The 20,431-nt window shown below is 72.3% G+C and carries 18 protein-coding genes and 1 riboswitch; of the genes, 14 read left to right on the plus strand and 4 right to left on the minus strand.

Going from position 1 to position 20,431, the window contains the following annotated elements; all coding sequences use genetic code 11:
- Nucleotides 1-73 precede the first annotated feature (73 nt).
- A complete protein-coding gene (locus tag ACIP4O_RS09450; RefSeq protein ID WP_401573255.1) occupies nucleotides 74-475 on the minus strand; it encodes a hypothetical protein in 402 nt (133 codons plus the stop codon).
- A gap of 175 nt (nucleotides 476-650) precedes the next feature.
- Between ACIP4O_RS09450 and ACIP4O_RS09455 the strand changes: the two genes are divergently transcribed.
- The 6 genes from ACIP4O_RS09455 (at nucleotide 651) to ACIP4O_RS09480 (ending at nucleotide 7,894) form a co-directional block, all read left to right on the plus strand.
- Entirely contained in the window at nucleotides 651-1,271 is a 621-nt protein-coding gene (locus tag ACIP4O_RS09455) for a heme-copper oxidase subunit III (RefSeq protein WP_361325080.1), read from the plus strand.
- A 62-nt stretch (nucleotides 1,272-1,333) separates the two neighbouring features.
- Nucleotides 1,334-2,143, plus strand: a complete 810-nt coding sequence (locus ACIP4O_RS09460) for a c-type cytochrome (RefSeq protein ID WP_361325082.1) — start codon at nucleotides 1,334-1,336, stop codon at nucleotides 2,141-2,143.
- The gene (locus ACIP4O_RS09465; RefSeq protein ID WP_361325085.1) at nucleotides 2,140-3,192 is read left to right on the plus strand and encodes a Rieske 2Fe-2S domain-containing protein; all 1,053 of its coding nucleotides are present in this window, start codon (nucleotides 2,140-2,142) and stop codon (nucleotides 3,190-3,192) included. Before ACIP4O_RS09460 ends, ACIP4O_RS09465 begins: the two co-directional genes overlap by 4 nt.
- Nucleotides 3,189-4,838 (plus strand): cytochrome bc complex cytochrome b subunit, encoded by a 1,650-nt coding sequence (locus tag ACIP4O_RS09470; RefSeq protein WP_361325088.1) that lies wholly within the window; start codon nucleotides 3,189-3,191, stop codon nucleotides 4,836-4,838. The genes ACIP4O_RS09465 and ACIP4O_RS09470 overlap by 4 nt, the downstream gene beginning before the upstream one ends.
- Nucleotides 4,839-5,006: 168 nt before the next feature.
- Nucleotides 5,007-6,071, plus strand: coding sequence for an anthranilate phosphoribosyltransferase (gene trpD / locus ACIP4O_RS09475; RefSeq protein ID WP_401573260.1), 1,065 nt, complete (start codon nucleotides 5,007-5,009; stop codon nucleotides 6,069-6,071).
- A gap of 99 nt (nucleotides 6,072-6,170) precedes the next feature.
- Nucleotides 6,171-6,288: riboswitch (SAM riboswitch) on the plus strand.
- 241 nt (nucleotides 6,289-6,529) lie between these two features.
- Entirely contained in the window at nucleotides 6,530-7,894 is a 1,365-nt protein-coding gene (locus tag ACIP4O_RS09480; protein WP_401573262.1) for an aminotransferase class V-fold PLP-dependent enzyme, read from the plus strand.
- 87 nt (nucleotides 7,895-7,981) lie between these two features.
- Here ACIP4O_RS09480 and ACIP4O_RS09485 read toward each other — a convergent pair whose 3' ends face one another.
- Nucleotides 7,982-8,263, minus strand: coding sequence for an Lrp/AsnC family transcriptional regulator (locus ACIP4O_RS09485; RefSeq protein WP_007828132.1), 282 nt, complete (start codon nucleotides 8,261-8,263; stop codon nucleotides 7,982-7,984).
- 142 nt (nucleotides 8,264-8,405) lie between these two features.
- Between ACIP4O_RS09485 and ACIP4O_RS09490 the strand changes: the two genes are divergently transcribed.
- From ACIP4O_RS09490 to ACIP4O_RS09510, 5 genes are all read left to right on the plus strand, one after another.
- On the plus strand, nucleotides 8,406-8,645 hold the full coding sequence (locus ACIP4O_RS09490; protein WP_007828133.1) for a hypothetical protein: 240 nt from the start codon (nucleotides 8,406-8,408) through the stop codon (nucleotides 8,643-8,645).
- A gap of 33 nt (nucleotides 8,646-8,678) precedes the next feature.
- Complete coding sequence (locus tag ACIP4O_RS09495) at nucleotides 8,679-10,154, plus strand: NYN domain-containing protein (RefSeq protein ID WP_401573263.1); 1,476 nt, start codon at nucleotides 8,679-8,681, stop codon at nucleotides 10,152-10,154.
- Nucleotides 10,155-10,616: 462 nt separating this feature from the next.
- Nucleotides 10,617-11,663, plus strand: a complete 1,047-nt coding sequence (locus ACIP4O_RS09500) for an NlpC/P60 family protein (RefSeq protein ID WP_401573265.1) — start codon at nucleotides 10,617-10,619, stop codon at nucleotides 11,661-11,663.
- A 342-nt stretch (nucleotides 11,664-12,005) separates the two neighbouring features.
- A complete protein-coding gene (locus ACIP4O_RS09505) occupies nucleotides 12,006-13,073 on the plus strand; it encodes an NlpC/P60 family protein (RefSeq protein ID WP_401573267.1) in 1,068 nt (355 codons plus the stop codon).
- A gap of 89 nt (nucleotides 13,074-13,162) precedes the next feature.
- Nucleotides 13,163-14,383, plus strand: coding sequence for a hypothetical protein (locus ACIP4O_RS09510; protein ID WP_401573268.1), 1,221 nt, complete (start codon nucleotides 13,163-13,165; stop codon nucleotides 14,381-14,383).
- 34 nt (nucleotides 14,384-14,417) lie between these two features.
- On the opposite strand, the gene ACIP4O_RS09515 is transcribed toward ACIP4O_RS09510, so the two are convergent.
- Nucleotides 14,418-15,674: a glycosyltransferase 87 family protein gene (locus tag ACIP4O_RS09515; RefSeq protein ID WP_401573270.1), complete on the minus strand. Its 1,257-nt coding sequence runs from the start codon at nucleotides 15,672-15,674 to the stop codon at nucleotides 14,418-14,420.
- A gap of 185 nt (nucleotides 15,675-15,859) precedes the next feature.
- On the opposite strand from ACIP4O_RS09515, the gene ACIP4O_RS09520 reads away from it, so the two are divergent.
- Nucleotides 15,860-17,002, plus strand: a complete 1,143-nt coding sequence (locus ACIP4O_RS09520) for a glycosyltransferase family 4 protein (protein ID WP_401573272.1) — start codon at nucleotides 15,860-15,862, stop codon at nucleotides 17,000-17,002.
- 45 nt (nucleotides 17,003-17,047) lie between these two features.
- Here ACIP4O_RS09520 and ACIP4O_RS09525 read toward each other — a convergent pair whose 3' ends face one another.
- On the minus strand, nucleotides 17,048-18,841 hold the full coding sequence (locus ACIP4O_RS09525) for an AMP-dependent synthetase/ligase (protein WP_401573274.1): 1,794 nt from the start codon (nucleotides 18,839-18,841) through the stop codon (nucleotides 17,048-17,050).
- Nucleotides 18,842-19,100: 259 nt separating this feature from the next.
- On the opposite strand from ACIP4O_RS09525, the gene ACIP4O_RS09530 reads away from it, so the two are divergent.
- Together ACIP4O_RS09530 and ACIP4O_RS09535 are read left to right on the plus strand one after the other, a co-directional pair.
- Nucleotides 19,101-19,871 carry a metallophosphoesterase gene (locus ACIP4O_RS09530; protein WP_401573275.1) on the plus strand — a complete coding sequence of 257 codons (771 nt, stop codon included), beginning with the start codon at nucleotides 19,101-19,103 and terminating at the stop codon, nucleotides 19,869-19,871.
- Between the two features lie 99 nt (nucleotides 19,872-19,970).
- On the plus strand, nucleotides 19,971-20,426 hold the full coding sequence (locus ACIP4O_RS09535) for an SRPBCC family protein (RefSeq protein WP_401573277.1): 456 nt from the start codon (nucleotides 19,971-19,973) through the stop codon (nucleotides 20,424-20,426).
- Nucleotides 20,427-20,431 lie beyond the last annotated feature (5 nt).

A 20,431-nucleotide genomic window follows, 5' to 3' on the forward strand; every position in this document is an offset into this window, starting at 1 on the left:
CTCCCCGCGCCGTTCAGGGCGTGGGGAGGGCCCTCCGCGTGGGTTCGCGGGGCTCCGCCCCGGACCCCGCTCCTCAAACTCCGGAGAGGCTGGAATTCTTCAGCAGTCCCGCCAGGGACGTCGCGAACTCCACCGGGTCCACCGGAAGGGTGACGGCGGCGTCGGCGCGGCTCCAGGTGGCGAGCCAGGCGTCCTGGGGGCGGCCCATCAGGAGCAGGACAGGGGGGCAGCGGAAGATCTCGTCCTTGATCTGGCGGCAGACCCCCATACCGCCCGCGGGGGCCGTCTCGCCGTCCAGGACGCACACGTCGATGCCCCCGCGCTCCAGTTCCTTGAGCACGGCGGGGAGTGTCGCGCACTCCACGAACTGCACCTCGGGCGCGTCGGGGGCGGGCCTGCGACCGGTGGCGAGCCGTACCTGGGTGCGGGTTTCGGCGTTGTCGCTGTAGATCAGCACGGTGGCGATCGGCTGCATGTCTCCTCCTGGCCTCGGGTGTGACCGGGTCCCCGGTGGGCCGGATGCTACTCCGTCCGACTGCCCGTCAACACCGCTGCGAACAGCTCAACGATGGGCCGTTCGGGCCCGACACAGGGGGCGGACACACCGAACGGCACCCCCGGGAGTGAGGGCGGGATAAGCGACCGACATAATGTCGGTCGTGGCGACAGCAACGACAGTAGAAACCGGGCCCGCGCACCCGTCGGTCAACAGGCCGAACCTCACCAGCGTCGGAACCATCATCTGGCTGAGTTCCGAGCTGATGTTCTTCGCGGCCCTCTTCGCGATGTACTTCACCCTGCGATCGGTGACCGGACCGGATCACTGGAAGGAAATGGCGGATGCCCTGAACGTTCCGTTCTCGGGTACCAACACCGCCATCCTGGTGGCCTCCTCCCTCACGTGCCAGCTCGGCGTCTTCGCCGCTGAGCGCGGTGATGTGAAGAAGCTCCGTACGTGGTTCTCGATCACCTTCGTGATGGGTGCGATCTTCATCGGAGGTCAGATCTTCGAATACACGGACCTGGTCAAGGAAGAGGGGCTTTCGCTCTCCTCCGACCCCTACGGTTCCGTCTTCTACCTCACGACCGGATTCCACGGACTGCACGTGACGGGCGGCCTCATCGCCTTCCTCCTGGTCCTGGGCCGGACGTACGCGGCCAAGAGGTTCACACATCACCAGGCCACTGCGGCCATCGTCGTGTCCTACTACTGGCACTTCGTCGATGTTGTCTGGATCGGCCTCTTCGCCACGATCTACCTGATCAAGTAATCCGGGCGAGAAGCCCACATCCAGTAGCACCGACGCAGAAGATCCTGACACCGGGGTAATCCGTGAAAAAGCTCTCCGTACGACGACGCCATCCGCTGGCGGCGGTCGTCGTCCTACTCCTCGCGCTGGCGGCCACCGGGGGGCTGTACGCCGCGTTCGCGCCCGCGGACAAGGCACAGGCTGAGGAAACAGCCCAGTCCCTGAAGATCGACGAGGGCAAGAAGCTCTACGACGTCGGCTGCGCCAGTTGCCACGGAACCGGTGGACAGGGCAGCAGCGACGGCCCGAGCCTCGTCGGCGTGGGCGCCGCGGCCGTCGACTTCCAGGTCGGTACCGGCCGTATGCCGCTTCAGCAGCAGGGCGCCCAGGCGCCCCGCAAGAAGGTCATCTACTCCGAGAGCGAGATCGACCAGCTCGCGAGCTACGTCGCCTCGCTCGGCGCCGGTCCCGAGGTGCCGACCAAGAACCAGTACGACCCCGCCGGGTCGGACAGCGCCAAGGGCGGCGAGCTCTTCCGTACCAACTGCGCGCAGTGTCACAACTTCACCGGTGAGGGCGGTGCGCTGACGCACGGCAAGTTCGCTCCCTCGCTGGAGGGCGTCGACCCGAAGCACCTCTACGAGGCCATGCAGACCGGCCCGCAGAACATGCCCTCCTTCCCCGACACCACGATGCCGGAGAAGCAGAAGAAGCAGATCATCGCTTACGTCCGCGACGTCAACGGGGACAAGGCCACCAACCCCGGTGGTCTCAGCCTCGGGGGTCTCGGTCCCGTCAGTGAGGGTCTCTTCGCCTGGGTCTTCGGGCTCGGTGCGCTGATCGCCGTCGCCACGTGGGTCGCCGTCCGGACCGCAAAGGCCAAGAAGTCATGAGCAGCCAAGACAATCCCGAAGAGAACCTGCCCGCCGGGCAGGGCGCCGAGGAGCACTCGGCCGAGCTGGCGAAGAACCCCTTCGCCGACCCGGGGCTGCCGCCCCACGAGCACCGCATCCAGGACCTGGACGAGCGGGCCGCCAAGCGCAGCGAGCGCGTGGTCGCCTTCCTCTTCACCCTGTCGATGCTCGCGACGGCCGGCTTCATCGCCTCGTACGTGATCTTCAAGCCCCGCAAGATCGTCTACATCTGGCCCTTCGGGCACGTCAGCGCGCTGAACTTCTCGCTCGGCCTGACCCTGGGCCTCGCGCTGTTCTCGATCGGCGCCGGCGCCGTCCACTGGGCGCGCACCCTGATGTCGGACGTCGAGCTCGTGGACGAGCGGCACGACATCGAGGCCGACAATGACACCCGCGCGAAGGTCATCGCGGACTTCAAGCAGGGCGCCAAGGACTCCGTCCTCGGCCGCCGCAAGCTGATCCGCAACTCGATGTTCGGCGCGCTGGCCCTCGTACCGCTCTCCGGTGTCGTGCTCCTTCGCGACCTCGGTCCGCTGCCCGAGAAGAAGCTCCGCACCACGAAGTGGAAAAAGGGCTCGGTCATCGTCAACATGAACACCAACGAGCCGCTGCGTCCCGAGGACGTCATCACCGGTTCGCTGACGTTCGCCAAGCCCGAGGGCCTGGAGGAGACGGACCACGACTTCCAGAACCAGATCGCCAAGGCCGCCCTGATGATCATCCGGATCGCTCCGGAGAACATCAAGGACAAGCGCGAGCTGGACTGGTCGCACCAGGGCATCGTCGCGTACTCCAAGATCTGCACCCACGTCGGTTGCCCGATCAGCCTGTACGAGCAGCAGACGCACCACGTCCTCTGCCCGTGCCACCAGTCCACCTTCGACCTCTCCGACGGCGCCCGAGTGATCTTCGGCCCGGCCGGTCACCCGCTGCCGCAGCTGCGGATCGGCGTGAACGACGAGGGTTACCTCGAAGCGCTCGGCGACTTCGACCAGCCCGTCGGCCCTGCCTTCTGGGAGCGCGGATGAGCACCGAGACCACACACGCACCCGGCGCGGACGCGCCGGACCGCAGTCAGGCGCCCGCCGGGGAACGGCTCGCCGACTGGGCGGACGGACGGCTCGGCATCTACAGCCTGGCCAAGTCCAACATGCGGAAGATCTTTCCGGACCACCCGAGCTTCATGCTCGGCGAGATCTGCATGTACAGCTTCCTCATCATCATCCTCACGGGTGTGTACCTGACGTTGTTCTTCCACCCGAGCATGAACGAGGTGGAGTACAGCGGGCCCTACACGCCCATGCAGGGTCAGCTCATGTCGGAGGCGTTCTCCTCCACGCTGAAGATCAGCTTCGAGGTCCGCGGCGGTCTGCTCATCCGGCAGATCCACCACTGGGCCGCGCTCATCTTCCTCGCCGGCATGTTCGTGCACATGATGCGTGTCTTCTTCACGGGCGCCTTCCGCAAGCCGCGCGAGATCAACTGGCTGTTCGGCTTCCTGCTCTTCGCCCTCGGCATGTTCACCGGGTTCACCGGTTACTCGCTCCCGGACGACCTGCTCTCCGGCACCGGTGTCCGCTTCACGCAGGGCGCGATCCTGTCCGTGCCGATCGTCGGCACGTACATCTCGATGTTCCTGTTCGGCGGGGAGTTCCCCGGCGGCGACTTCGTCGCCCGGTTCTACTCGATCCACATCCTGCTGCTGCCCGGCATCATGCTCGGCCTCATGGTGGGCCACCTGATCCTGGTCTTCTACCACAAGCACACGCAGTACGCGGGTCCCGGCCGGACCGAGAAGAACGTCGTCGGCATGCCGCTGCTCCCGGTGTACATGGCGAAGGCCGGGGGTTTCTTCTTCCTCGTCTTCGGCGTCATCGCGGCCATCGCGGGCATCGCGACGATCAACCCGATCTGGGCGATCGGCCCGTACCGGCCGGACCAGGTGTCCACCGGCGCGCAACCCGACTGGTACATGGGCTTCGCCGAAGGCCTCATCCGTGTCATGCCCGGCTGGGAGATCAACCTGTGGGGCCACACGCTGGTCCTCGGTGTGTTCATCCCGCTGGTGGTCTTCGGCCTCGTCCTCGGCGCGATGGCGGTCTACCCGTTCATCGAGTCCTGGGTCACCGGCGACAAGCGCGAGCACCACATCCTGGACCGCCCGCGCAACGCCCCGGTCCGTACGGGCCTCGGTGTCGCCTGGGTGACGATGTACATGATCACGCTCGTCGGCGGCGGCAACGACCTGTGGGCCACCCACTTCCACCTGTCGCTCAACGCGATCAGCTGGTTCGTGCGGATCGGCTTCTTCGTCGGCCCGGTCCTCGCCTTCATCATCACCAAGCGCATCTGCCTCGGCCTCCAGCGCCGCGACAAGGAGAAGGTGCTGCACGGGCGCGAGTCCGGCATCATCAAGCGCCTGCCGCACGGCGAGTTCATCGAGGTGCACGAGCCGCTCAGCGCCGAGCAGCGCTACACGCTCACCGCGCACGAGCAGGTCAAGCCCTTCGAGATCGGTGAGACCACCGACGAGAACGGCGTCAAGCGCAAGGTCTCCGGCGCCGAGAAGGTCCGCTCCAAGCTCTCCAAGGGCTACTACGGCGACGGGACCCAGATCCCGAAGCCGACGGAGGAGGAGTACAAGGAGATCACGAGCGGCCACGGCCACCACTGATCCCCGCACTGTCACGCGACACGCCACCTGAGGGCCCCGCCCCGTCCCACCTTCCCGGTGGGCGGACGGGGCCCTTCGCGCTGCCCCCGCGCCGATAGGGTGGGGGGCGTCGAAACGGCGGCCGGCGCGCTGCGTCCCCGCCCCCGCACCCACACACCAGGAGCGGCCATGAGCGCTGTGCACCCCGTCGGAGGCGATACCGCGGCGGCCCGCTCCTGGCCGGCCGTACTCGACGGACTCCTCTCCGGCCGCGACCAGTCCGCGGCCGACACCGCCTGGGCGATGGACCGCATCATGCGGGGCGAGGCCACGGACGCGCAGATCGCGGGCTTCGCCGTGGCCCTGCGCGCCAAGGGCGAGACCGTCGAGGAGATCAGCGGCATCGTCGAGGCGATGTACGCGCACGCCCGCACCATCGAGGTGTCGGGCGAGTGCGTCGACATCGTCGGTACGGGCGGCGACGGGGCCAAGACCGTCAACATCTCCACGATGTCCGCCGTCGTCGTCGCGGGGACGGGGGCGAAGGTCGTCAAGCACGGCAACCGCGCCGCCTCCTCGGCGTCCGGGGCCTCCGACGTCCTGGAGAAGCTCGGCGTGAACCTGGAGCTGAGCCCGGAGCGGGTGGCGCGGGTCGCCGAGGAGGCCGGGATCACCTTCTGCTTCGCCGTGAAGTTCCACCCGGCGCTGCGGTACGTGGCGGCGGCGCGTGGTGAGCTGGGCATCCGGACGACCTTCAACTTCCTCGGCCCGCTCACCAACCCGGCGCGGGTCCGCGCTCAGGCCACCGGCGTCGCCGACGCCCGGATGGCGCCGATCATGGCCGGGGTGCTCGCCGCGCGCGGCTCCTCCGCGCTCGTCTTCCGCGGCGACGACGGCCTCGACGAACTCACGACGGCGGCGACCTCACGGGTGTGGATCGTCCAGGACGGCGCGGTGCGCGAGGAGAGCTTCGACCCGCGCGACGTGGGCCTCGGCCTCTCCCCGGTCTCGGCCCTGCGCGGCGGCGACGCCTCGCACAACGCCGAGGTGGCCCGGCGCCTCTTCGCGGGCGAGCGCGGCCCGGTCCGCGACGCGGTGCTCCTCAACGCGGCGGCGGCCCTCGCGGCACTGCGCCCGAGCGGGGAGGCGCTGAGGGACCGGATCGGCGAGGGCATGGCGCGGGCGGCCGAGTCGCTGGACTCGGGTGCCGCGGCGGCGGCGCTGGAGCGGTGGGTCGAGGCCAGCAACGCCTGAGGCGTCGGTGCGGGGGGTGGCACGGAGCCGTGTCACCCCCCGTTTCGCATCGTGGAACCCCCTGGGCCTCGCCCAGGTCTCTGTGGCAGGATGCGGGCAGGTCATGAGTGACAGCGACTACGGCCCCGGCCTGCTGTCCGGCAACCCTCCGTCCGTGGCGGGGTGCCCCGGGTGAAGACCTGGCCGCAGGCAGCGAGGTCTGCGGCAAGCGCGGACCCCTCCGCGCCCGACAGGGGCGTTGGCACACCTCCCTTTCGCGGCGTCAGGCACCAGGGGTCCTGGTCGTCGAGGGAGCGGTTCTCCGTGAGCAAGCGAATGTCGTAGGGCGCACACCCTTCATCACCCCAGGGTGCGGCGCCCTTCGCCGTCCCACACCGCCGGGCACTTCGTACCGCCCGCAACCCCAGCCTTCGCAGCTCGCCTTCCGCTGCCCTCCGTCTCACGTACGGGAGTTCGCCATGTCCGTTTCCGCCGCCTCCGCCTCGGTTCCCGCCTCCGCCGCCACCCCCGCCGCTCCGCTGCCCGTCCTCGGCCGCGAGGTGCGCGTGCCGCTCGTCACCGGGGGCGAGGTCGAGTACGCCGCGCTCGACTACGCCGCGAGCGCCCCGGCCCTGGAGCGCGTCTGGAACGATGTCGCCGCCTACGCCCCGTACTACGGCAGCGTGCACCGCGGTGCCGGTTACCTCTCGCAGCTCTCCACCGAGCTGTTCGAGACGGCCCGCGCCGACGTCGCCGCCTTCCTCGGCTGCCGCGAGGACGACGAGCTGGTCTTCACGCGCTCCACGACCGACTCGCTCAACCTCCTCGCCGCCGCGCTGCCCGAGGGGTGCGAGGTGTACGTCTTCGAGACCGAGCACCACGCCTCGCTGCTGCCCTGGCGCACCGCCGCCGTGACCCACCTCGACGCCCCGCGCGGCCCCGCCGAGGCCGTCGCGACGCTGGAGAGCGCGCTGAAGGCCCGCACCGGCACCGGGGCGGCGCTCGTGTGCGTCACGGGCGCGTCCAACGTGACGGGCGAGCTGTGGCCCGTCGCCGAGCTGGCCCGGGTCGCGCACGCGCACGGCGCGCGGATCGTCCTGGACGCCGCGCAGCTCGCCCCGCACCACCCCGTCTCGGTCAGCGCGCTGGACGTGGACTGGGTCGCCTTCTCGGGCCACAAGCTGTACGCGCCCTTCGGCGCGGGCGTCCTCGCGGGCCGCGCGGACTGGCTGGAGGACGCGGAGCCCTACCTCGCGGGCGGCGGCGCGAGCCGCGCCGTGAGCAGGCGCGCGGACGGCGGCGTGGACGTCGAGTGGCACACCGGCGCCGCGCGCCACGAGGCGGGTTCGCCGAACGTCATCGGCGCCTACGCGATCGCCTCCGCGTGCAAGGCCCTCACGGAGGCCGGTTTCGACGCGCTCGTCGCGCGCGAGCAGCAACTCGTGGCGCGGGTGCGGGACGGGCTCGCCGCGATCGAGGGCGTGCGCGTCCTCGGGCTCTTCGGCCCCGAGGCCGAGCGGGTCGGCGTGCTCTCCTTCGTCGTGAGCGGCTGGAACAGCTCGCACCTGGCGGCGGCCCTCTCGGCCGAGTACGGGATCGGGGTCCGCGACGGGCTCTTCTGCGCCCACCCGCTGGTGCGCACGCTGCTCGGCGCGGACGCCGGGGCGCCCGGCGAGTGCGGGGCGCCCGAGGGCGGCTCGCTCAACGCGGTGCGGGTCAGCTTCGGCGCCGGGACGCCCGACGAGCACGTCGAGCGCTTCCTGGGCGCGGTGCGCGAACTGGTCGAGCAGGGCGCGCGGTGGACGTACCGGACCGAGGGCGGGCGCTGCGTGCCGGCGGTCTGAGGGGGACGCACGGGAGGGGCGCCGGTCGCGGGACCGGCGCCCCTCTCTCGTACCTGCGCGGGGAAGGCGTCCCCCGGGAACCCGGTCTCAGGAATCGAGACCGATCGCGAAGGCCGCCTCCAGGTCGTGCTGCGAGTACGTGCGGAAGGCCACGTGCGTGTCGGTCGCGGCGACACCGGGGATCTTGCTGATCCGGTTCGGGATGATCTCGGCCAGGTCCTCGTGGCGGCCGACGCGGACCATCGCGATGAGGTCGTAGGAGCCGGTGACCGAGAAGACCTCGCTCACGCTGTCCAGCGCGGCGATGGACTCGGCGATCTCCGGGATTCGGTCGACGCTGGTCTTGATGAGCACGATCGCGGTGATCACGGCTGTTGGTCCCCTTCACTGTCCTGGTGGGCCCACTTTAGTCCGGGCCTCCGTCCCCGCCGCGCGGTCCCGTCCACAGGCCGTAGGGTTACGGGCAACATAAACGGCCTTTACCGAGTACGAGAAGGAAGCGAAGCGGACGATGACCGTTCCCCTGCCCACGGAGACCACGCGCTGGCGCTGCACCCTGTGCGGCAACCTCACCAGGTTCGACGTGAGCCGGTCGTCGAAGGTCGTCGAGTACGTCCACCTCGACCTCGCCGGGAAACCGAACGTCGAGGAGCGCGAAGTCGTGAGTGAGACGATCGACTCGGTCCGCTGCCGCTGGTGCAACGCGGTGGACCAGATCGAACTGGTGGACAGGCCGGGGCCGGCCGCCTGAGAGCCGGCCCGCACGAGCGAGTGGGGTGAGGACATGGTGGAGGAAGCGAACGCCGAGCCCGCCGGTGCGCCCCACGGCGCGGAGCGGGACGGTCACGAGGGCGGCGCTCACGAGGGCGGCGCTCACGAGGGCGCGGGGCAGTCGGCCGACGAGAGCGGACCCGAGCACGGGGCGCGCGGGCACGACGGGGACCGGGCGGGGGAGGCGCTGGAGGGGCCCTTGCCCGAAGGCGTCCGGCACCGGGTCGTCCAGTACGTGGCGACCTGTTTCGGCGGTCTCACCGTCGCCGAACTCCCCCCGCAACTGCGCCAGTACGCGCGGTTCACGCCGAGCAGACGGCTCAAGTACGCGGGCAACGCGATGGCCGCCGCGGTCGAGAACGACTCCGCCTTCCGCGCCCGGGTCGCCGAGCGGCTGTGCGCCGCGCAGCCGGAGTTGTGCGCGGCGCTGAACGAGGGCACCCCGCCGCCCGCCGCCGAGCCGGTGGACGTCGCCGCCGTCGCGTACCTGCTGCGGCCCCCGGGCTGGCTCAAACTCGTCGCCGCCGCCGGTGAGGAGGCCGAGCGGGCCGGGGCCGAGCGGATGGACGAGGCGGCCAGGGAGGAACTGGACCGGCTGCGCGCGGAGCGCGACGAGGCGCGCGAGCGCGGGCGGGCGGACAGCGAGCGGCTGCGCGGCGAGGTCGAGGGGCTGCGCCGCGAGAGCGACGCGGTACGGCGCAAGCTGCGGGCCGCGCAGAGCGACATCAAGCGCGGCGAGGCCGCGCTGCGCAAGGAGCAGGAGCGGGCGGAGGCCCAGCGCGTCGAACTCCAGGCACAGTTGAGCGCGGCCGAGAGCGAGACGCGGCGGGTGCGGGCGCGGCTCGGCGAGGTCGAGGCGGCCCTCGAGGCGAGCCGGAAGGCGACGCGCGAGGGGCGCAGCGTCGAGGACATGCGGCTGCGGCTGCTGCTCGACACGGTGCTCGACGCGGCGCAGGGGCTGCGGCGCGAACTCGCGCTGCCGCCCGTCTCCGTACGGCCCGCGGAGACCGTGGACGCGCGGGAGCCGGCGAAGTTCAGCCCGAAGGACATCGCGGCCCGCGCGCTCGCCGAGGACGACCCGGCGATCCTGGACCAGTTGCTCGCGCTGCCGCAGGCGCACCTCGTCGTGGACGGGTACAACGTCACGAAGACCGGTTATCCGATGATGCCCTTGGAGAAGCAGCGGCTGCGGCTGCTCGGCGGGCTCTCGCAGCTCGCGGCGCAGAGCGGGGCCGAGGTGACATGCGTCTTCGACGGCGCCGAACTCGCCGCCCCCGTGCTGCTCGCTCCGCCGCGCGGGGTGCGGGTGCTGTTCAGCAAGGCGGGTGTGACGGCGGACGAGTTGATCCGGCAGCTGGTGCGGGCGGAGCCGGTGGGGCGGCCGGTCGTCGTGGTGTCCACGGACAAGGAAGTGGCGGACGGGATCGCGAAGGCGGGAGCGCGGCCGGTGCCGAGTGTGATGCTTCTGAAGCGGTTGTCGCGGGGGTGACGTCGCGGGGCTCCGCCCCGGGCCCCGGTTTCGGGGCTCCGCCCCGCGCCCCGATTCGGGACTCCGCCCCGGACCCCGCTCCTCAAACGCCGCAGGGGCTGGAGATTGTGCGGTGGGATTTTCGGTGCGGGTTGGTTCGAGCTGGAGCATGCCGCGAACACATGTGCCCGGTATGGCTGTTGCGGCTTGGTTCGTATGATCTGTGACTGACGCGTTATCTGGTGTGCTTCGTGGGGCTTGGGGCGCGACGCTCGGTCAGTCCTTCGTCACCGCAGGTGGCTTACGGGTAAAGAAACCCCGGAGTCGCAGGTTTTTACCGGTGAGGATTTGAACTGATCACAAGAAGGTCACTACTGTCGGCCCGAACTCTCGCTCGGTTGATCACCCATCCGGGGTGGCGGTGAGAGGGCACCGCCCACCGGTGGATCGGTAGGCGGCTGGAGGAAGAAGGAGCTCGCCTTCGTGGCGTCCCACCGTCGACCGAAGCAGCCGAGCCGCGCCCGCGTGACCGTGCTCACCGCGACCGCCGCTGCTGCCGTGGCCCTCACTTCGCAGGCCGCGCACGCAGATCCCAAGCCCACCAAGTCCGAGGTGAAGTCGAAGGTCGACAAGCTCTACGACGAGGCGGAGCAGGCGACCGAGAAGCTCAACGGGGCGACCGAGAAGCAGAAGAAGCTGGAGAAGGAGGTCGACGCCATCCAGGACAAGGTGGCGCGCGGCCAGGACGAGCTGAACGAGCAGCGGCAGTCGCTCGGCGCCGTCGCCGCGGCCCAGTACCGTTCCGGCGGCATCGACCCCTCCGTGCAGCTCTTCCTCTCCGCCGACCCGGACTCCTTCCTCCAGCAGGCCGGTGCCCTCGACCAGCTCAGCGCGCAGCAGACGCAGCAGCTCAAGCAGATCCAGGCCAAGCAGCGCAAGCTCGCCCAGGAGCGCAAGGAGGCCGCCGACAAGCTCGCCGACCTCGCCGACACGCGCAAGGAACTGGGCAAGAAGAAGGGCGAGGTCAAGGCCAAGCTCGCCGAGGCCCAGCGCATCCTCAACTCGATGACGGCCGCCGAGAAGGCCGCGATGCAGGCGGAGCAGGACCGCGCCAACCGCGCCAGCGCGCGCACCGCGCTCACCTCGGCCCCCGGCACCACGGCCAATCCCGGCAAGGGCTCGGGCATGTCGGGTGCCGCGTTCTCCGCCGCGCAGACGCAGCTCGGCAAGCCGTACGTCTTCGGCGCCACCGGCCCCAGCTCCTACGACTGCTCGGGCCTCACCTCGTGGGCCTACCGGCAGGCCGGGGTCTCGCTTCCCCGTACCTCGCAGGCGCAGGCGAACGCCGGGACGCGCATCTACTCGCAGAGCCAGCTCCAGGTCGGCGACCTCGTGCTCTTCTACGGCGACCTGCACCACATCGGCCTCTACGCGGGCAACGGCCAGGTGCTGCACGCTCCCCGCACCGGCACCGTCGTGCGCTACGAGGCGATCGGCAACATGCCCTTCCAGTTCGGCGTGCGCGTCTGAACCTCGAACGGCCGTAACGGCGTTCACCGGAGCCCCGGGAAGCACCCGCTTCCCGGGGCTCCGTCGTGTCCCGTAACGGTCGCGCCACACCCGCCCGATCGGGGGAATCCCGCGCCGCCGTGCTGACCCGAAGGACCCGTCGTGACCTGCGTGGCGGCGGCGGAAGGCGGACGAACTCGCCCAAAGCGTGCGTCCGTCGGTCGTTGGTGCGCGCCCCGGGGTGCGGCTACTGTCGGCGCGCGTTCCGGCACAGCCGCCGGGTTCCGGCCCGGCGCGCGCCCGGGACCGCCCCGACGCACCGGGCCCCCGCGCCCGTGCCCCAGCGAAAGGACAGCGAACGCCGTGGCGTCTCACCGCCGTTCCCTCTCCACCGGGCGCACCGCGCGCGGCGCCGTCCTCACCGCCGCGGCCGCCGCCGCACTCGCCGCCGTACCGGCCGCCGCGCCCGCCGAGGCCGCCCCGCACCCCGACCGGCAGGAGGTGAGGGCGGGACTCGACCGGCTCTACGCCCAGGCGGAGCGCGCCACCGAGGCGTACAACAGGTCCGACGAACGCGCCGACAAGCTGCGCGCCACCGTGCGCCGCTCCACCGACGCCGTCGCCCGCGCCCAGGAACGCGTCAACACGATGCGCGACGCCGTCGGTTCGCTCGCCGCCGCGCAGTACCGCTCCGGGGGCATCGACCCCGCGCTCGCCCTCCTGCTCACCTCCGACCCCGACCGCTACCTCAGCCACGCGGCCCTCCTCGACCAGGTCGGCAACCAGCGCGCCGCCGAACTCGGCCACCTCCTCGGCGCCCAGCGCGAACTCGCCCAGGACCGCACCGAGGCGCTCCAGGCGCTGCGCCGCCTGGAGCGCACCCGCGAGGACGTCGCCCGGCACAAGCGCACGGTCGAGGCGAAGCTCTCCGCCGCGCGCCGCCTCCTCAACTCGCTGCCCGCCGAGGAGCGCGCCGCGCTGCGGGACGGGACCGCCGGGGGCCTGGGCGACCTCGCGGGCGCGGCGCACACACGGGCCGCGCGGGGCGCGGGCCCGGACCTGCCGCCCGGGACGGCCGCGGTCTCCGGGCGCGCCGCCGCCGCCGTCGCGGCGGCCCGTTCCGCGCTCGGCCGCCCCTACGTGTGGGGCGCCTCGGGGCCCGGGGCCTTCGACTGCTCCGGGCTCATGCAGTGGGCGTGGGGGAGGGCCGGGGTCGGTCTGCCCCGCACCTCGCAGGCCCAGGCGGGCGCGGGCCAGCGGGTGCCGCTCTCGCAGGCACGCCCCGGGGACCTCGTCACGTACCGCTCGGACGCGAGCCACGTCGGCATGTACGTCGGGGGCGGCCAGGTCATCCACGCGCCCCACCCGGGCGCGGCCGTGCGCTACGAGTCCGTCCACATGCTCCCGATCAACTCGGTGACCCGGCCCTGAGCCCCGGCGACGACGAGTTCCCGGCCGGTCGCGGGGACGCGGGACGGGGGTGCCCGGGGAGGGGTGGAGCCCCGCCGTATGCTCGCCGCGTGGCCCGAAGCCGACCCTCCCGCCCCCGCCCCGGACGCGCCGCGGCGCTCGCTCTCCTGCTGCTGCTCGGCGGCTGCGCGGGAGGGGGCGGCGAGAGCGGCGGCGACACGGGGAAGCGGGTGCGGGCCGTGCTCGACGCGCGCGGCGACGCCGTACGGGAACGGGACCGCGCCGACTGGCTCGCGACCGCGGCGCCCGGCCAGGCGCGCGAGGGCGCGGGGACCGTCTTCACCAATCTCGACGCCCTCCGGCCCAGCGCCTGGAGCTACCGCGTCACCTCCGTCACGCCCGAGGGCGACCACGCGGCGGTCCGCGCGACGCTCTCGTACCGTGTCCAGGGCTACGACAGCGCCCCCGTCACCGCACAGCGCGCCCTCACCCTGCGCCGCGTCTCCGGCCGCTGGTACGTGAGCGCCGACAAGCCCGCCCCCGGGGCCCCGCAACAGCTGTGGGAGCAGGGCCGGATGACCGTCGTGCGCGGCGCGGACTCGCTCGTGCTCGGCGTCGGACAGCCGCGCGCGAAGCTCGCGGACGTCGCGGGGCTCGCCGACGAGGCCGTGCCCGCCGTGCGCCGCGTGTGGCCCGAGCGGTGGGCGGGGCGGCTCATCGTGCTGCTGCCCGCCTCGCTCGACCGCATGGCAGCCCTCCTCGGCGAGAAGCCCGCCGACTACCGGGGGATCGCCGCCGTCACCACCGGCGAACTCGGCTCGGTGGCCCACGTGCCCGCCGACCGCGTCACCGTCAACCCCGAGGCGTACGAGGAACTCGGCTCCTTCGGCAAGCGCTTCGTACTCATCCACGAGGCCACGCACGTCGCGACCCGCTCCGCCACGACCGCCGAGACCCCGCTGTGGCTCTCCGAGGGCTTCGCCGACTGGACCGGTTACCACGGCAGCGGGCGCACCCCGCGCCAGGTCGCCCCCGAACTCGCCCAGGCGGTCCGCGAGGGCGAGGCGCCCACCGCGCTGCCCACCGACGCCGACTTCGCCTTCTCGGGGGACCCGGACCACCTCGCCCGCGCCTACGAGGGCGGCTGGCTCGCCTGCCGGATGATCGCCGAACAGTGGGGCGAGCCGAAACTGCGCGACTTCTACCAGGCGGTGGGGGAGCACAAGGGCCGGGACGGAGCGGTCGCCGCCGCCGCGCGCGGGGTGCTCGGGGTGAGCGAGGCGGAACTCGTGGGGAGGTGGCGCGGGTACGTGAGGGAGCAACTCGCCTAGACGTCCGCCACGCCCCGGCCCCGACCCCGCTCGCCTACGCGTCCGTCGTCGCCCACCCCGGCACCGGCTCGCGCTCCTCGCTCCCGCCGCGCGGCACGGCCCGTACCGTCTCCCGCCACAGCCCCCGGCAGGCGAGCACCGTCGCCGCCACGAGCAGCCCGTTGCGCACGACGAGCAGGCCGGTGCCGAACGGTGTCGAGCCGACCACGTCGCCGAAGTACACGGGGAACTCCAGCCACGTCACGAACGAGGCGATCACCGTGAGGACCACCGGGAGCGTCATCCGGCCGCCCCGGTACAGCAGGCACACCGCGCCGAGACCGAGGAGCCACACCAGGTACTGCGGGCTGATGACCCGGCTCGTCGTCGTGAAGAGCAGCAGCGCCGTGAACGCCGCGTCCGCGAACGTCGCCTCGCTCCACACCCGCGCCCGCACCCGCCACAGCACGAGCCAGCAGAGCGCGAGCACGCTGAGCACCTGCGCGAGCGTCGACACGAGCGGCACACCCGTGCCGAGGAACTCCATCGAGCCGTAGTGGAACTCGACGCGCCCGTCCCAGCCGAAGTGCCGCGCGAAGTGGAACACGAGGGCGCCCAGCGACTCGACCTCCGTGCCCCGGTCCCGCTGCGCCGTCAGGAAGGAGAGGCTGCCCGGCATCAGGAGCCCGAAGCCGGCGAGCAGCACGAGTCCCGTCACGGCCGCGCTCGTCCACGAGCGGCGCGTCCCGAGCCCGCGCGGCGTCCCGACGAGCAGCAGCACCGGCCACCCCTTGACGACCGCGCCGAGCGCCGCGAGCGCCCCGAAACCGCGCGCCCGGCGCGTGCCCACGAGCAGCGCGCCGACGGCGAGCGCCGTGACCATCACGTCGTAGCGCGCGTAGACCGTCGGCCCGAGCAGCGGCACGCCCACGACCCACACCCACACCCCGGCCCCGCTCCGTCCAGGGCGCCCCGCCGCGTACAGCAGGAGCGCCGTCACGAGCGCGTCGCACACGAGCGCGAGGACGAAGAACGCCGTCGCGTACGGCCAGAAGGGCAGCAGCTTCGGCGCGAGGATCGCGAGCGCCGCGCCCGGCGGGTACTGCCACGTCACGTCGTGCTCGGGAAAGCCGCCGCCGGACAGGACGTTCGCCCAGTTCTGGTACGTGACCGAGACGTCGCCCGTCACGTCGAGACCGGGCGGCACGATCACCTTGAGCACGGAGAGCAGGAGCAGCGCCCGCGTCGCCGCCCACACCACGCACGCGCCCGCCGTCCGCGTCCACGCCGTCCGCCCAGTCCGTCCGCTCACGTACCGTCCCGCTCTCGTCTCGTCACCTCGACCGCGCCCTTCGGGGGCCCGGGGTCCGGGTCATGATGCCTGCCCCACCCCTCCTGGGCCATCGCGCCGGGCGCTGTGTCCCGGTTCGCCCGCCGGGCGGCGGCAACGGGAGGGGTGCGGGCCTGGGCCCGCGCCGACCGGTACTGTCGGCGGCGATGGACAGGACCTTGATCGTCACCAACGACTTCCCGCCACGTCCCGGCGGCATCCAGTCGTTCCTGCACAACATGGCGCTCCGCCTCGAACCCGAGCGCTTCGTCGTCTACGCCTCGACGTGGAGACGGAGCCAGGAGGGCCGCGAGGCGACGGCCCGCTTCGACGCCGAGCAGCCCTTCCGCGTGCACCGCGACCAGACCACGATGCTGCTCCCCACCCCGCGCACCACCGCGCGAGCCAAGCTGCTCCTGAAGCGGTACGAGGCGACCTCGGTGTGGTTCGGCGCCGCCGCCCCGCTCGGGCTCATGGCCCCCGCGCTGCGCGCCGCGGGGGCCACGCGGCTCGTCGGCACGACGCACGGGCACGAGGCGGGCTGGGCGCAACTGCCCGGGGCCCGTGAGCTGCTGCGGCGGATCGGTGAGGGCACCGACACGCTCACCTACCTCGGCGCCTACACGCGCGCGCGGATCGCCCGCGCGCTCACCCCCGAGGCGGCGGCCCGCATGGTCCAGCTCCCGCCGGGCGTCGACGAGAAGGTCTTCCACCCCGGCTCGGGCGGGCTCGCGCTGCGCGCCGCGCTGGGGCTCGCGGACCGTCCCGTCGTCGTGTGCGTCTCGCGCCTCGTGCCGCGCAAGGGACAGGACACGCTCATCCGGGCCTGGCCCGCCGTGCTCCGCGCGCAGCCGGACGCCGTGCTCCTGATCGTCGGGGACGGGCCGTACGGGGAGGACCTGCGGCGCCTCGCGCGCGAGAGCGGCGTCGCGGACTCCGTGCGGTTCACGGGCGGCGTCCCGTGGTCCGAACTGCCCGCGCACTTCGGCGCGGGCGACGTCTTCGCGATGCCGTGCCGCACGCGGCGCGGAGGGCTCGACGTGGAGGGCCTGGGAATCGTGTACCTGGAGGCCTCGGCGACGGGGCTGCCCGTCGTGGCGGGGGACTCCGGGGGCGCGCCGGATGCCGTCAAGGAGGGCGAGACCGGATTCGTCGTGCGCGGCGAGAGCGTCGCGGAGACGGCGGAGCGGATCGTCGCCCTGCTCGGGGACGCGGGACTGCGGGAGCGGATGGGCGCCGCGGGACGGGCGTGGGTGGAGGAGAAGTGGCGGTGGGACCTGCTGGCGGAGCGGCTCAAGGAGCTGCTGTAGCGGGGCGGCCGGGGTGAGGGCGGCCGGGGGGCCGCCTCCGCCGCCTCACTTCCGGTACAGCGCCTCGATCTCCAGCGCGTAGTCCTTCGTGACGACCGAGCGCTTGAGCTTGAGCGAGGGGGTCACGTGGCCGGACTCCTCGGTGAACTGCGTGTCGAGGACGCGGAACTTGCGTACCGACTCCGCCTTCGAGACCGCGAGGTTGCCCTCGTCCACGGCCTCCTGGAGCGCGGCGAGCAGCTCCGGGTCCTCGCGCAGCGCCGCGACCGTCGCCTCGGGCTTGCCGTGGTCCTTCGCCCAGTGGGCGAGGAACTCCTCGTCGAGCGTGAGGAGCGCGCCGACGAAGGGGCGGCCGTCGCCCACGACCATGCACTCGGCGACGAGCGCGTTGCCCCTGACGCGGTCCTCGATGACGGCCGGGGCGACGTTCTTGCCGCCCGCCGTCACGATGATCTCCTTCTTGCGGCCCGTGATCGCGAGGTAGCCGTCCGCGTCGAGCGTCCCGAGGTCGCCGGTGTGGAACCAGCCGTCCGCGAGCGCCTCCGCGGTCGCCGCCTCGTTGTTCCAGTACCGCGTGAACAGGTGCTCGCCGTGGAGCAGGACCTCCCCGTCGTCGGCGATCCGCACCACCGAACCGGGCAGTGGCTGTCCCACCGTGCCGATCTTCTGCCGGTCCCAGGGGTTGAAGGCCGTCGCGGCGCAGGACTCGGTGAGCCCGTACCCCTCCAGGACCGTGAAGCCGATGCCGCGGAAGAAGTGCCCGAGCCGCTCGCCGAGCGGCGCGCCGCCCGAGATCGCGTACTCGCCGCGCCCGCCGAGCACGGCGCGCAGCTTCGCGTAGACGAGCTTGTCGAAGAGCGTGTGGCGCAGGCGCAACCCGAGCGAGGGCCCCTGCGGGGTGTCCTTCGCACGGCTGTACGCGATCGCCGTATCGGCCGCGCGGTCGAAGATCCGGCCCTTGCCGCCGGCCCGCGCCTGCGCGCGCGCCGCGTTGTAGACCTTCTCGAAGACGCGCGGGACGCCGAGCACCATCGTCGGCCGGAAGGCGCTCAGCTCCTCGGTGAGGTCCTTGACGTCGGGCGCGTGGCCGAGCTTGATCGGTGCCATGAGCGCCGCGACCTCGACGAGCCGTCCCAGGACGTGCGCGACGGGCAGGAAGAGCAGGACCGAGCACTCGCCGGTGCGGAAGAGCGGCTTGAGGCGCTCCACGACGTTGCCGCACTCGGCGAAGAAGTTGCGGTGCGTGAGGACGCAGCCCTTGGGGCGGCCCGTCGTGCCCGAGGTGTAGACGATCGTCGCCGGGTCGTCCGCGCCGACCGCCGCGGCCCGCTCGTCGAGGGCGCTGTCCGGTACGCCGGCGCCCGCCGCCCCCAGCGCGCCGATCGCGTCCTCGTCGAGTCGCCACACCTGCTTCAGCGCGGGCAGCCCCTCCCGTACCGCCTCGACCGCCCGCGCGTGCTCGCCGCTCTCCACGACGCACGCGACCGCGCCCGAGTCGCCGAGAATCCACCGCACCTGCTCCTCGGAGCTCGTCTCGTAGACGGGCACGGTGACCGCTCCGGCCATCCAGACGGCGAAGTCGACGAGGGTCCACTCGTAGCGGGTACGGGACATGAGCCCGACGCGGTCGCCGGGGCCCACGCCCGAGGCCACGAGCCCCTTGGCCACCGCGGTGACCTCGGCGAGGAACGTCGTCGAGGTCACGTCGCGCCACACCCCGTCGACCTTCCGGCCGAGCACCGCCACGTCCGGGTGCCGCGCGGCGTTGCGGCGGACGATGTCGGCCAGGTTGCCGGCCGCGGGGACCTCGTACAGGGCCGGAAGGCTGAACTCGCGCAAAGCTGCTCCTCGTAGGGCACCGGTGGTCACCCCGTGGAGTGCGGGTGGGCCGCGACGGTGCGGATGCCCCCGGCGGGGGGCAGGACGGACTGCCCGGACGTTACCCACCGGTAAGCGGTTCCGATAGGGGGGTCCGGAGAGATGTTCACTCCGTCACACTCCCTCGTGGGGGCTTGCGGGAAGGGTAGTCCCCCGCAGCGGGCTTCGGGGAGTAACCGCAGGTGAGGGCCGTGCGTCGGGCGCGTACTAGGCTGCACGCATGACGCGGGTTCATGTGGTGAGTGACGTGCACGGGAACGCGCGGGATCTCGCGCACGCCGGGGACGGGGCCGACGCCCTCGTATGCCTCGGGGATCTCGTCATGTTCCTCGACTACGCCGACCACGCGAACGGCATCTTCCCCGACCTCTTCGGCACCGCGGCCGCCGACCGGATCGTCGAACTGCGCACCGCGCGCCGCTTCACCGAGGCGCACGCCTTCGGCCGCGCCCTGTGGGAGGCCCTCGGCGAGGAGCCGGGCCCCGCCATCGAGCGCGCCGCCCGCGAGCAGTACGCGCGCCTGTTCGCCGCGATGCCCACGCCCACGTACGCGACCTTCGGCAACGTCGACCTCCCGCACCTGTGGCCCGAGTACGCGCACGCGGGCGTCACCGTCCTCGACGGGCAGCGCGCCGAGATCGGCGGCCGCGTCTTCGGCTTCGTCGGCGGCGGCCTGCGCACCCCGATGCGCACCCCCTACGAGCGCGACGAGGAGGAGTACGCGGCCCTCGTCGAGCAGCTCGGCGAGGTCGACGTGCTGTGCACCCACATCCCGCCCGACGTGCCCGAACTCTGCTACGACACCGTCGCGCGCCGCTTCGAGCGCGGCAGCGGCGCCCTGCTCGCCGCGATCCGCCGCACCCGCCCCCGCTACCACCTCTTCGGCCACGTCCACCAGCCGCTCGTGCGCCGCACGCGCATCGGCGCCACCGAGTGCGTGAACGTCGGTCACTTCGCGTCGACCGGCCGTCCCTGGGCCCTCAGCTGGTGAGTACGGGCCCCGGCGAGGCGCGTGCCGGGGAGCGGTAGCCTTGCCGCGCGGGCCCCGCACCGCGTCCCCGCCACCCGGCAGCACGGAGGAGTCACGGCGATGGCCGAACACACCAGCTCAAGCATCACCATCGAGGCCGCGCCGGCCACGGTCATGGGTGTGATCGCCGACTTCGCCCGCTACCCCGACTGGACCGGCGAGGTCAAGGAGGCCGACGTCCTCGCGCGCGACGCCCAGGGCCGCGCCGAGCAGGTCCGCCTCGTCATGGACGCGGGCGCCATCAAGGACGACCAGACCCTCGCCTACACGTGGGTGAGCCCCGACGAGGTCACCTGGACCCTCGTCAAGTCCCAGATGCTGCGCTCCCTCGACGGCTCCTACCGGCTGCGCGCCAAGGGCGACGCGACCGAGGTGACCTACCAGCTCACCGTGGACGTCAAGATCCCCATGCTCGGCATGATCAAGCGCAAGGCGGAGAAGGTCATCATCGACCGAGCCCTCGCCGGGCTGAAGAAGCGCGTCGAGTCCGGCACGGCGCCCGGCACCGAGGGCTGACCCCC

The organism is Streptomyces sp. NPDC088923, assembly GCF_044749745.1.
GTDB lineage: Bacteria > Actinomycetota > Actinomycetes > Streptomycetales > Streptomycetaceae > Streptomyces.